Here is a 12,163-nt window from a genome sequence, read left to right on the forward strand (position 1 = left end):
TTTGGCGCCAGGCCGGTCGTCGCGGTCGTCGTAGAGCACGCTCAAACCAGCTGCCTGGAGCTTCAAGTAGAGATCCTCGCAGACCCTGTCGGTCTCCGCGTCGCCGCTCTTGACGTTGATCAGGCCGACGTCGAACGGCGCCACACTCGCCGGCCAGATAATGCCGGCGTCGTCATGCGACGCCTCGATGATGGCGCCGACCAGCCGCGACACGCCGATGCCGTAGGAGCCCATCTGCACCGTTACCAACCCCCCATCGGGGCCCTGAACCTTGCATCCCATGGGTTCGGAGTACTTGGTGCCGAAGAAGAAAATATGGCCGACCTCGATGCCGCGGGCGGTGACGCGGTCGGCTTCAGGCACTTCCTTGGCAAAACGGGCGGCATCGTGCTTCTCGCTGGTGGCCGCGTATTTGCCGGTCCAGGACTGGATAATCGGCGCAAGATCGCTGTCGTAGTCGAGGTCGGCACCCGGCGGCTCGAGCTTGACGAGATCGCGGTGGCAATAGACCTCGCTCTCGCCGGTATCGGCGAGGATGATGAATTCATGGCTGTCGCCACCGATCGGGCCGGATTCGGCGGCCATGGGTATGGATTTCAGGCCCATGCGGTTGAAGGTGCGCAAGTAAGAGACGAACATCTTGTTGTAGGAAATGCGCGCGTCCTCGAGCGTGAGATCGAAGGAGTAGGAATCCTTCATCAGGAACTCGCGCCCGCGCATCACGCCGAAGCGCGGCCTGATCTCGTCGCGGAATTTCCACTGGATGTGATAGAGGATGCGCGGGAACTCCTTGTAGGACTTCACGCCGTCGCGAAAAATCTGAGTGATCAGCTCCTCATTGGTGGGCCCGTAAAGCATTTCCCGCTCATGGCGGTCGCTGATGCGCAGCATCTCCTTGCCATAGACCTCGTAGCGGCCGCTCTCGCGCCAGATCTCGGCCGGCTGAATGGTCGGCATTAGCAATTCCAGGGCGCCAGCGCGGTCCTGCTCCTCGCGCACGATCCTCTCGATCTTGCTCAATATCCGGTAACCCAGCGGCAGCCAGGAATAGATGCCGGCGCTGGATTGGCGGACGAGGCCCGCGCGCAGCATCAGCTTGTGGGAGACGATCTCGGCTTCTTTCGGGTCGTCGCGCAACAGGGGCAGGAAATAGCGGCTGAGGCGCATGAGGAGCCGTGCTCGTGGCTTGTAGAGGCGGGCGAAACCGTTTCGCGGCTATAGCTTACTTTGGCGCGGGTTAGCAATCGCGGGAGGAGCGGCCCGTGCTCTCCACCAGAGCGTGCGAATCGTCTCGGCCGCTTACCGGTTCGAGCGGGAGACAGTGCGTGGCGGAAGCGCCACGAATTCCCCGGAGTGACCAATTTTGAGGCGATCTGCCTACGCCAAACTGGGGTGAAGGCACGAATTTGTTCGGTTCAGTCACAATCATGGTGACAATTTGGCGCGGTCTTGCTAGTGTCCGTGTCACAACGTGATGAGGCGGGACCGGTATCGATCTCGGAGTCACGCGTTGAGATTGGACCAGGTCCAAGTCTTGGGAGGAAGTAGCTCCAGGCGCGCTGATAAGCAGTAAAGCAGGCGCAGCCGCTCATCCAGCCAGCAACACTCGACGGTCAAGAATGACGGCGAGCCTCGTTTAGGCCGGTGGGATAAGGAGTATTGGACAGCAAAGAAAGCAAGGTCGGTTGACCTTGCTTTTTTTGTTGTGCGGACGCCTCTCGGGCCTAGCGGTCAGTGCACCGTTTCATAGCGCGGCAGGAAGGGAATCTGGTCGAGCGTGATCACGCGATGGACGATGATCACATAGACCGCCGCGAACACCAGGCTCGCGACCACCGTGGTGGCCAGCATCTTCGGCAGCAGCCTCGGCCGGTGCGGCGCGCTTTCCGCCGTGCCGGGGGTAACCTCGCCTTCCTCGGCCTGGGTGCGCACGCCGATCGGCAGCATGGCGAACAGGACGATCCACCAGATTACGAGGTAGGTAGAGATGGCGAAGGTGAGCGACATGGCCTACGCCTGCTCGAGCTCCACCAGCGTGCCGCAAAAATCCTTGGGATGGAGAAAGAGCACAGGCTTGCCATGGGCGCCGATCTTGGGATCGCCCTGGCCGAGCACGCGGGCACCTTCGGCGATGAGCCGGTCACGCGCCTCGACGATGTCAGGCACCTCGTAGCAGAGATGGTGGATCCCTCCATTGGGATTGCGCTCAAGGAAGGCCGCGATCGGAGATTTGTCGCCGAGCACGCCGAGCAGCTCGACCTTGGTGTTGGGAAGCTCGATGAACACGGTGGTGACGCCATGCTCAGGTTGATCGACCGCCGGCGAGACTTTGGCTCCCAAGGTGTCGCGATACACCTTGGTCGCCGCCGCAAGATCGGGGACGGCAATGGCAACGTGGTTCAAACGTCCGATCATCAATCAATCCTCTTGGCTTCCTGAGCGCGCTCTACCTGAAGCCACCAATGTCATTCCCGCGAAAGCGGGAATCCAGTAAGCACAGAAATTCAATGACCACGAATGCCGGGGTTACTGGATTGCCCGGTCAAGCCGGGCAATGACAAGCGAATAATAGTCATGCGATCGAAGTCAACCGGCACGAGGGCTAGATCACCGTCAGCAACACGGAGCATACCGGCTTCTTGCCCCAGGCCTGATTGACGGCGGCGCGCACCCCGCGGCGGACAGCTTCGCTGACGAGCGCCTGATCCTTGCGCCGCGGCCGCGGGATGCTCTCGATGGTGCCGATGGCGGCCTCGCGCGCGATGGTCTCGAAGGAGGTGCCCTGCCCGTCCGTGGCGGGAATGCCGGAGAGCGCCACCTCGGGATCGGCGACCAGCATCCCCTTGTCCGACAGCACCAGCGAGACCGACACGGAACCGGCAAAGCTCAGCTTGCGGCGCTCGCGCACCTGCCCGTCGTCGGCGCGGGTGATGATGGCGCCGTCGCGATAGAGGCGCCCTACCGGCACATCGTCGATGATCGCCGCGGGCGCCGGCGCCAGACGCACCATAGCCCCGTTCCGCGCGCGGATCACTTCGGGCACGCCGAGCTTTTCGGCAAGCCGCGCATGAGCCTCAAGATGCTTGCCCTCGCCATGCATCGGGATGGCGAGCTGCGGACGCACCCAGCGGTAGAGCTGCTCGAGCTCGCCGCGCCGTGGGTGCCCCGACACATGCACGGAAGCGTCGCCGTCGGTGATCACCTCGATACCGAGATCGGCGAGGCCGTTCTGCACGCGCCCGACCGCCTTCTCGTTGCCCGGGATGGTGCGGGAGGAGAAGATCACCCGATCGCCGGCGTCGAGGCTGACATGGGGGTGCTCGTCCAACGCGATCCGCGCCATGGCGGCACGAGCCTCGCCCTGGCTTCCGGTGCACAGCGCCACGACTTTCCGCGCCGGAATGTTCTCGAATTCGGTCTCCTCATGGAAGGGAAGGTCCGCATCGAGATAGCCGGTCTCTTGCGCCGCTTCGATCACGCGGTACATGGCGCGGCCGACCACCACGAGCTCGCGGCCGGAGGCGCGCGCGGCATTGGCCACAGAGCGGATGCGGGCGACGTTCGAGGCGAAGATGGTCACCGCCACGCGCCGCGGCGCCTCGGCGATCAAGCGCTCAAGCGTGACAGCGACATCGGCCTCCGACGGCGACATGCCGTCACGGATGGCGTTGGTGGAATCGCAGATCAGAGCGGTGACGCCTTCCTCACCAAGCGCCTTGAGGCGCGCGACATCGGTCGGCGCGCTGGTCAAAGGATGTTCATCGAGTTTCCAGTCGGCGGTATGGAAGACCGTGCCGAGATCCGTCTTGATGATCACCGCCGACGGCTCAGGGATCGAATGGGACATGTTGACAAGCTCGATATCGAACGGACCGATGGTGCGCCGGTCGCCCAGCGGTACGACGTGCAGCGGAAAGTCTTCGAGCCGCCTGGCCTCGCCAAGCTTCGACTTGAGCATCGCCGCGGTAAAGGGCGTGGCATAGACGGGCACGCCGCCAAGCCTCGGCCAAAGATCGACCACGGCGCCGAAATGGTCCTCATGGGCATGGGTCAGGAGCAGGCCCTTCAGGTTCGGGCGCTCGGCCTCGAGGAAGGCGATGTCGGGGAGGATCACGTCCACGCCGGGCTCGGTCTCGCCGCCGAAGGTGATGCCCAAATCGACGATGAGCCACTCACGGTCGTCGGCCGGACCATAGCCGTAAAGGTAGAGGTTCATGCCGATTTCCCCCACGCCGCCAAGGGGGACGAACACGAACTCGGGCCTTTGTCGGTCGGGACGTCGGGACATGCTCTAAGCTAGGGCTAGGGGATTGATCACGAGGTGGCGAAAAACACGTCGCCGGCGGCGATGCGGCGCTCGGCACCATCGCTCATCAGGAGCCTGAGCGCACCCCCTGAATCGAGCCCGGCATAGGTTCCTTCCGCCTCCTCGCCAGGGAGGCGCACGCGCAAGGGGCGCCCCGTTGGCCCTGCCCGGTCGAGCCAGGCGCGCCGCACCGTCTGGAACGCCACCCCCTCTGCCCAGCGGGAGAGCCAGGCATCGGTGACGGCGGCAAGCGTCTCGAAGGCCGCGGCCGGTGTCGCCTCACCGCCATGCGCGGCAAGGCTCGTCGCCGGCTGCTCAAGGTTGGCCGGGCAACTTGCGAGATTGATACCGGTGCCGATCACCACCTTGGTGCGGTTCGGCGCAGCCTCGCTCGCGCCTTCGAGCAGCATGCCTGCGAGTTTGTCGCCCTTGAGCAGCACGTCGTTCGGCCATTTGAGCAAAAGCTCTGGGCGGACGTCCTCCGGCAACAACTTTGCCGCGGTGTCATAGGCCACCACGCCGGCAAGGAGCGCGAGCTGCCCCGCCGTCCTCAACGGGCAGCCAAGCCCGATGAGCAGGCTCGCAAACAGGTTGCCGTGCTGGGACTGCCATTGCCGCCCGTAGCGGCCACGCCCGGCCGATTGCCGGAGAGACCAGATCCATAACGGTCCAGGCTCGCCTCCTTCGGCACGGCGGCGCGCTTCGGCGTTGGTCGAATCCACCGTCTCCAGCCGCAGCAGACGGTAGCCGGGGGGAACTTTCGGTAATGATGAAGCGAAAGGCGGCATCAGAACAGGGATTTGGCGGCGGCCTCGGCGACGTTCACCAGCGGTGCCGGATAGACGAAATAGAACAGGATGAACAGCCCGCTCGCACCGAGCACGGCGGCGAGCAGTCCCGGCATGGGCTCGAACCGTTCTGCGGGGGCGTCGAAATACATGATCTTGACGATGCGGAGATAATAATAGGCGCCGACCACGCTCAGCAGCACGCCAATGACCGCGAGCGCATAGAGGCCCGAGTTGATGGCGGCGAGGAAGACATAGAACTTGGCGAAGAAGCCGGCGAGCGGCGGAATGCCGGCCAGCGAAAACAGCAGCATGGCGAGCAGGAAGGCCATCATCGGGCTCGTGTTCGACAGGCCCGCAAGCTGGTCGATGTCTTCCACCATGCGCCCGTTGCGGCGCATGGCGAGGATGCAGGCGAAGGTGCCAAGCGTCATGGCGAGGTAGATGGCGAGATAGACGATCACGCCCTGCACACCCTCCGCCGTGCCGGCAGCGAGCCCGACAAGCGCATAGCCCATATGGCCGATCGAGCTATAGGCCATCAGCCGCTTGATGTTACGCTGGCCGATGGCCGCGAAGGAGCCGAGCGCCATCGAGGCAATGGCGAGGAAGGTGACGATCTGCTGCCATTCGTGCGTGACCGAGGGGAAGGCGGCGAACAGCGTGCGCACGGTGAGCGCCATGGCGGCGAGCTTTGGTGCAGCGGCGAAGAAGGCGGTGACCGGGGTTGGCGCGCCTTCATAGACGTCGGGCGTCCACATGTGGAACGGGACCGCCGAGATCTTGAAGGCGAAGCCGGTCATCAGGAAGACCAGGCCGAAGATGAAGCCGAGATTGGCGCCTGAAGGCTGCACCGCGGCGGCGATGTCGGTGAACAGCGTCGAGCCGGTGAAGCCATAAATCAGCGAGGCGCCGTAAAGCAACATGCCGGAGGAAAGCGCACCGAGGACGAAATATTTGAGGCCGGCCTCGCTCGAGCGGGCCGAGCGGCGGTCGAAGGCCGCCACCACGTAGAGGGCGAGGCTTTGCAGCTCGAGCCCGACATAGAGCGCGATGAGATCGTTGGCCGAGATCATCATCATCATGCCGGTGGTGGCGAGCAGCACGAGCACCGGGAACTCGAACTTTAGCCGCCCTTCCCCCCGCCAATAGTCGATCGACATGATGAGCGTGACCGCGGCGCCGGTAAGCGTCAGCAGCTTCAAGGTGCGGGCGAAGGGGTCGACGATGAAACTGTCGCCGAACAGGGTGGTCGTGCCGCTACTCCGCAACGCGAAAAATCCGGCAAGCGCGAGGACGAGAACCGCGGCCCACAGGATGAGATCGGCCTGATCCTTGCGCGTCGAGACGCCTGCGAGCAGCAACACCATGGCGCCGAGCGCCAAGGTCAGCTCAGGCAGCGCGAGCGACAAATGCAAGGCTGGTGACACGGCCTCCCCCTATGGCAGGAGCGCGACGCGCGCCTGCTCCGCCGCAGCGAGTGCGGTGTGGTAGTTCTTGATCAGCGCTTCAACCGAGACCGCACTCGCATCGAGGATCGGTCCCGGATAGAAGCCGAAGAAAATGGTGAGCACCACGAGCGGGCTCATCACCGCCACCTCGCGCCAGGTCAAATCGGTGATGTATTTCAGCGCCGGCTTCTCGAGCTTGCCGAAAATGATGCGGCCATAGAGCCAGAGCGCATAGGCCGCCGAAAGAATGATGCCGGTGGTGGCGAGAAACGCAACCCAAGTGTTGATACGGAAGGCGCCGAGCAGGCTCAGGAACTCGCCGACGAAGCCGCTCGTGCCGGGCAGCCCGACATTGGCAAGGGTGAACACCATGAAGCAGAAGGCGTAGAGCGGCATGCGGTCGACAAGCCCGCCATAGGCCGAGATCTCGCGGGTATGCATGCGGTCGTAGATCACGCCGACACAGAGGAACAGCGCGCCCGACACGATGCCGTGCGACAGCATCTGGAAGATGCCGCCTTGCAGGCCCTGCATGGTGAGAGTGAACACGCCGATGGTGACGAAGCCCATATGAGCAACCGAGGAATAGGCGATGAGCTTCTTCACGTCTTCCTGGGCCAGCGCCACGAGCGAGGTGTAGATGATGGCGATTACCGACAGCGCGAAGATCAGCGGCGCGAACTCGGCGGAGGCGAGCGGGAACATCGGGATCGAGAAGCGCAAGAAGCCGTAGCCGCCCATCTTCAGGAGAATGCCGGCAAGGATCACGGAGCCGGCGGTCGGCGCCTCGACATGAGCGTCGGGAAGCCAGGTGTGCACCGGCCACATCGGCAGCTTCACTGCGAAGGAGGCGAGGAAGGCGAACCACAGCCAGGTCTGCATCGAGGCCGGGAAGCCGTGGGTGAGCAGCGTCGGGATATCGGTGGTGCCGGCTTCCCAATAGATCGCCATGATGGCGAGCAGCATGAGCAGCGAGCCGGCGAGCGTGTAGAGGAAGAACTTGAAGCTCGCATAGACCCGGCGCGGGCCGCCCCAGATGCCGATGATGAGGAACATCGGGATCAGACCGCCCTCGAAGAACAGATAGAACAGCACGAGGTCGAGGCTGGTGAACACGCCGAGCATCAGCGTCTCGAGCACGAGGAAGGCGATCATGTATTCCTTCACCCGCTCGGTGATCGACTGCCAGCTGGCGAGAATGCAGAGCGGCATGAGAAGCGTGGTCAGGAGCACGAAGGGCAAGGAGATGCCGTCGACGCCCATGTGAAATTTGATGACGCCGAGCCAGGCCCGCTGCTCGACGAACTGGAACTGTGCCGTGGTCTGGTCGTAATCGCGCCACAGCACCAGCGACAGAGCGAAGGTGACGAGCGTGGTCCACAGCGCGATAAAGCGAGCGTTGCGGTCTGCCGCTTCGTCGCCACCGCGCAAGGCGACGATCAGGAGCGCGCCGAGCAGCGGCAGGAAGGTGACGGTGGAGAGGATCGGCCAGGAGGAGCTCATCGCGGCAGCCCTCCCCCGGCAAAGATGAAATAGGTGATGATCAACGCCACGCCGATCAGCATGACGAAGGCATAGTGGTAGATGTAGCCGCTCTGCAGCCGGACGACGCGGTTGGTGATGTCGATCACCCGCGCCGCAACGCCGTCAGGGCCGATGCCGTCGATGATGGTGCCGTCGCCGGTCTTCCACAGGAAGCGTCCGATCCGCTTCGCGGGACGCACGAACAGGAAGTCGTACAGATCGTCGAAATACCAGGCGTGCAGCAGGAACTGGTAGAGCCCGCGGAAGCGCTTGGCGAGGCCGAAGGGAACGAGCGGATTGGTGATGTAGAAATACCAGGCGACGGCGAAGCCGGCAGCCATGGCGAGCGTGGGCGCCAGCATCACCAGGATCGGCACCTCGTGATGTTCCTCGCCGTGGGTCACGAGCGAGCCGCGCCAGAATTCGGCCTGGTCCGAGCCGATGAAGAAATGCATGAAGATGGCGCCGGCGAGCAGCGAGCCGAGCGCGAGGATGATCAGCGGCAGGCCCATGGTCCAGGGCGGCTCATGAGCGTGGGCCAGCACGTCAGGCTTCTCGCGCGGCTTGCCCTCGAAAGTGAGGAACATCAGCCGCCAGGAATAGAACGAGGTGAGCAGCGCCGCGATCGCCGTCAGCGCAAAGCCGTACATGCCGATCGGCGTTCCGGCGGCATAGGCAGCCTCGACGATGGCGTCCTTGGAGGCAAAGCCCGAGGTGAAGGGAAAGCCGGTCAGCGACAGCGTGCCGATCAGCATCATCGCCCAGGTGAAGGGCAGAACCTTGCGCAAGGCTCCCATGCGGCGCATGTCCTGCTCGTGATGCAGCGCATGGATCACGGCGCCCGCGCCCAAAAACAGCAGGGCCTTGAAGAAGGCATGGGTAAACAGGTGAAACATGCCGGCGCCATAGGCGCCGACTCCCTCGGCCACGAACATGTAGCCGAGCTGCGAGCAGGTCGAATAGGCGACCACCCGCTTGATGTCGTTCTGCACCAGGCCCACCGTGGCGGCAAAGAAGGCGGTGGTGGCGCCGAAGAAGGTGACGACGCCGAGCGCAATCGGGGCAAGCTCGAACAGCGGCGACAGACGCGCCACCATGAACACCCCGGCCGTGACCATGGTCGCGGCGTGGATCAGGGCCGAGACCGGGGTGGGGCCCTCCATGGCGTCAGGCAGCCAGGTGTGCAGCAGGAACTGCGCCGACTTGCCCATGGCGCCCATGAACAGCAAGAGGCAGATCAGGGTGAGCACATCGACCTGCGCGCCCAAGAACTCCATGGTCTTGCCGACCTGGTCGGGGGCTGAGGCAAAGATCGTGTCGTACTGAACGGTGTTGAAAACGGTGAAGGTGGCGAAGATGCCGAGCGCAAAGCCGAAATCGCCGACGCGGTTGACGATGAAGGCCTTGATCGCGGCGGCGTTGGCCGAGGGCCGGTGGTACCAGAAGCCGATGAGCAGGTAGCTCATCAGGCCGACGCCCTCCCAGCCGAAGAACAGCTGCATGAGATTGTCGGCGGTGACCAGCGCCAGCATGGCGAAGGTGAACAGCGAGAGATAGGCGAAGAAGCGGGGCCGGTGCGGGTCTTCCTCCATGTAGCCGATGGAATAGAGGTGAACGAGGCCCGAGACCGTGGTCACCACCACCAGCATCACGGCGGTGAGCGTGTCGATGCGAAGCGCCCAGGAAGCTTGCAGCGCGCCTGAATCGATGAAGCGGAAAAGCTCGATGCGCGCCTCGTGGCCTTCCATGCCCACCTGGTAGAGTGCGAACCAGGAAAGAGGCATGGTGACCAGCACGAGACTCGTAGTGATCACCTCGCTCGCGCGGGCGCCGATCAGCCTGCCGAACAAGCCGGCAATGATGGCGCCGATCAGCGGAAGAAAGACGATGGCCTGATACATCTTCGCGCGGTTAGCCTTTCAGAAGATCGATCTCGGCGACATCGATGGTGCCGCGGTTGCGGAAATAGACGACGATGATGGCGAGCCCGATGGCGGCTTCGGCGGCGGCGACGGTCAGCACGATGAGGGCAAAGATTTGGCCGACCAGGTCGTGGTGAAACGACGAAAAGGCGACAAGATTGAGGTTCACCGCAAGCAGCATCAGCTCGACGCTCATCAGGATGACGATGACGTTCTTGCGATTGAGGAAGATGCCGAAAATGCCGAGCGTGAACAGGATGGCGGCGACAGTGAGGTAGTGGGACAGGCCGACGGTCATGAGAGGCCCCTCCCGGTTTCCACCTCGACCACCTCGACGGCGCGCTCGCGGGTGCGCTCGACCTGACGGGCGACCGATTGGCGCTTCACGTCGCGTTTGTGATGCAAAGTGAGCACGATGGCGCCGATCATGGCGACGAGCAGGATCAGACCGGCTGCTTCGAACAGATAGACGTATTTGGTGTAGAGGATCTGCCCGAGCGCCATGGTGTTGCTCATTTGCGAGACCGGCGGCGTGGGCGCTTGCGCGGCGATCTCCGGCGCCGTTACCCAGGCCACGAGAATGAGGACCAGCTCGACGAGAAGCAGAGTGCCGATGGTGGCGCCGACCGGCAGATATTTGAGGAAGCCAGCCCTGAGCACGGCAAAGTCGACATCGAGCATCATCACCACGAACAGGAACAGCACGAGCACGGCGCCGACATAGACGACGATCAGGATCATGGCGAGGAACTCAGCACCGAGCAGCACGAAGAGGCCGGCGGCATTGAAGAAGGCGAGGATGAGGAAGATCACGGCATGCACCGGGTTCTTCACGGCGATCACCATGAAGGCCGACGCCACGCACATCCCGGCGAAGAGATAGAAGAACAGCGCGGAGAGGGTCATGTCGACGCCGAAGGTGCGAGCACCAACCCCTCACCGATACGGCGCGTCGAGCGCCAGATTCTTGGCGATCTCGCGCTCCCAGCGGTCGCCATTGGCGAGCAGCCGGTCCTTGTCGTAGTAAAGCTCCTCGCGCGTCTCGGTGGCGAACTCGAAATTCGGCCCCTCGACGATGGCGTCGACCGGGCACGCTTCCTGGCAGAAGCCGCAATAGATGCATTTCACCATGTCGATGTCGTAGCGGATGGTGCGGCGCGTGCCGTCATTACGGCGCGGCCCGGCCTCGATGGTGATGGCCTGCGCCGGGCAGATCGCCTCGCAGAGCTTGCAGGCGATGCAGCGTTCCTCGCCGTTGGGATAGCGGCGCAGCGCATGCTCGCCGCGGAATCTCGGCGAGATCGGCCCGCGCTCGAAGGGATAGTTTATGGTCGCCTTGGGCCGCACGAAATATTTCATGGCGAGCCAGAAGGCCGAGACGAACTCGGTGAGCAACAAGGCTTTGGCGGTGCCGGCAAAGCGCTTCACGACTCGTCTCCTCTCATGTCCCCTGCTGCCAAAGCCGAAGCGCGGCCGCTACGATCACGACCATGCCGAGCGACAATGGCAGGAAGACCTTCCACCCGAGCCGCATCAGCTGGTCGTAGCGGTAACGGGGCACCATGGCCTTGACCATGGCGATCAGGAAGAACAGGAAGCAAACCTTCCCGACGAACCATATCACACCTGGAATCCAGGTGAAGGGCGGCACCGGAAAGAGCGGCAGCCAGCCGCCCAGGAAAAGCACCGTGCCAAGGCCGCACATCAGCACGATGGCAACGTATTCCCCCAACATGAACAGCATATAGGGGGTGGAGGAATATTCGACCATGAAGCCCGCCACGAGCTCCGACTCGGCCTCGAGCAGGTCGAAGGGCGGGCGATTGGTTTCGGCTAGTGCCGAGACGAAAAACACCACGAACATCGGAAGCAGCGGCAGCCAGTACCAGCCGAAGATGCCGAAGACGCTGTCTTGCGCCTTGACGATATCGTTGAGGTTGAGCGAGCCGGCGCAGAGCAGCACGGTGATGATGACGAAGCCGATCGAGACTTCGTAGGAGACCATCTGCGCCGCCGAGCGGAGCGCCGCGAGGAACGCGTATTTGGAGTTGGAGGCCCAGCCGGCCATGATCACGCCGTAGACCTGCAAGGACGAGATGGCGAAGATGTAGAGAATGCCGACATTGATGTCGGCGACGGCCCAGCCATCGGCCACCGGAATGACCGCCCAGG

General features: G+C 63.4%; 12 protein-coding genes. All 12 read right to left on the reverse strand.

What is annotated here, in order from left to right:
- On the reverse strand, nt 1-1,167 hold a 1,167-nt coding region (proS, locus tag ACREC7_RS12995), incomplete at its 3' end, for a proline--tRNA ligase (RefSeq protein WP_431556114.1).
- 564 nt (nt 1,168-1,731) lie between these two features.
- The gene (locus ACREC7_RS13000; protein WP_431556115.1) at nt 1,732-2,007 is read right to left on the reverse strand and encodes a DUF1467 family protein; all 276 of its coding nucleotides are present in this window, start codon (nt 2,005-2,007) and stop codon (nt 1,732-1,734) included.
- Between the two features lie 3 nt (nt 2,008-2,010).
- A complete protein-coding gene (gene mce / locus ACREC7_RS13005; RefSeq protein WP_431556116.1) occupies nt 2,011-2,415 on the reverse strand; it encodes a methylmalonyl-CoA epimerase in 405 nt (134 codons plus the stop codon).
- A 187-nt stretch (nt 2,416-2,602) separates the two neighbouring features.
- Nucleotides 2,603-4,288 (reverse strand): ribonuclease J, encoded by a 1,686-nt coding sequence (locus ACREC7_RS13010; RefSeq protein ID WP_431556117.1) that lies wholly within the window; start codon nt 4,286-4,288, stop codon nt 2,603-2,605.
- Nucleotides 4,289-4,314: 26 nt separating this feature from the next.
- Complete coding sequence (locus ACREC7_RS13015; RefSeq protein ID WP_431556118.1) at nt 4,315-5,028, reverse strand: biotin--[acetyl-CoA-carboxylase] ligase; 714 nt, start codon at nt 5,026-5,028, stop codon at nt 4,315-4,317.
- Between the two features lie 65 nt (nt 5,029-5,093).
- Entirely contained in the window at nt 5,094-6,524 is a 1,431-nt protein-coding gene (gene nuoN, locus ACREC7_RS13020) for an NADH-quinone oxidoreductase subunit NuoN (protein ID WP_431556119.1), read from the reverse strand.
- Nucleotides 6,525-6,533: 9 nt separating this feature from the next.
- The gene (locus tag ACREC7_RS13025) at nt 6,534-8,048 is read right to left on the reverse strand and encodes an NADH-quinone oxidoreductase subunit M (protein ID WP_431556120.1); all 1,515 of its coding nucleotides are present in this window, start codon (nt 8,046-8,048) and stop codon (nt 6,534-6,536) included.
- Nucleotides 8,045-9,970, reverse strand: a complete 1,926-nt coding sequence (gene nuoL, locus ACREC7_RS13030) for an NADH-quinone oxidoreductase subunit L (RefSeq protein ID WP_431556121.1) — start codon at nt 9,968-9,970, stop codon at nt 8,045-8,047. Before nuoL ends, ACREC7_RS13025 begins: the two co-directional genes overlap by 4 nt.
- 10 nt (nt 9,971-9,980) lie before the next feature.
- Nucleotides 9,981-10,289, reverse strand: coding sequence for an NADH-quinone oxidoreductase subunit NuoK (gene nuoK, locus ACREC7_RS13035; RefSeq protein WP_431556122.1), 309 nt, complete (start codon nt 10,287-10,289; stop codon nt 9,981-9,983).
- Entirely contained in the window at nt 10,286-10,897 is a 612-nt protein-coding gene (locus ACREC7_RS13040; RefSeq protein ID WP_431556123.1) for an NADH-quinone oxidoreductase subunit J, read from the reverse strand. The genes nuoK and ACREC7_RS13040 overlap by 4 nt, the downstream gene beginning before the upstream one ends.
- 30 nt (nt 10,898-10,927) lie before the next feature.
- Nucleotides 10,928-11,419 carry an NADH-quinone oxidoreductase subunit NuoI gene (nuoI, locus tag ACREC7_RS13045; RefSeq protein WP_431556124.1) on the reverse strand — a complete coding sequence of 164 codons (492 nt, stop codon included), beginning with the start codon at nt 11,417-11,419 and terminating at the stop codon, nt 10,928-10,930.
- A gap of 13 nt (nt 11,420-11,432) precedes the next feature.
- A partial coding sequence (locus ACREC7_RS13050; RefSeq protein ID WP_431556125.1) for a complex I subunit 1/NuoH family protein occupies nt 11,433-12,163 on the reverse strand: 731 nt, incomplete at its 5' end.

This window comes from Methyloceanibacter sp. (assembly GCF_050728395.1).
In the GTDB taxonomy this organism is placed as follows: Bacteria; Pseudomonadota; Alphaproteobacteria; order Rhizobiales; family Methyloligellaceae; genus Methyloceanibacter.

What these genes read in the sequence shown, in the direction of transcription:
- ACREC7_RS13000 (WP_431556115.1), bottom strand. Translation starts at nt 2,007, where the DNA reads ATGTCGCTCACCTTCGCCATCTCTACCTACCTCGTAATCTGGTGGATC.
- mce (WP_431556116.1), bottom strand. Translation starts at nt 2,415, where the DNA reads ATGATCGGACGTTTGAACCACGTTGCCATTGCCGTCCCCGATCTTGCG.
- ACREC7_RS13010 (WP_431556117.1), bottom strand. Translation starts at nt 4,288, where the DNA reads ATGTCCCGACGTCCCGACCGACAAAGGCCCGAGTTCGTGTTCGTCCCC.
- ACREC7_RS13025 (WP_431556120.1), bottom strand. Translation starts at nt 8,048, where the DNA reads ATGAGCTCCTCCTGGCCGATCCTCTCCACCGTCACCTTCCTGCCGCTG.
- nuoL (WP_431556121.1), bottom strand. Translation starts at nt 9,970, where the DNA reads ATGTATCAGGCCATCGTCTTTCTTCCGCTGATCGGCGCCATCATTGCC.
- nuoK (WP_431556122.1), bottom strand. Translation starts at nt 10,289, where the DNA reads ATGACCGTCGGCCTGTCCCACTACCTCACTGTCGCCGCCATCCTGTTC.
- ACREC7_RS13040 (WP_431556123.1), bottom strand. Translation starts at nt 10,897, where the DNA reads ATGACCCTCTCCGCGCTGTTCTTCTATCTCTTCGCCGGGATGTGCGTG.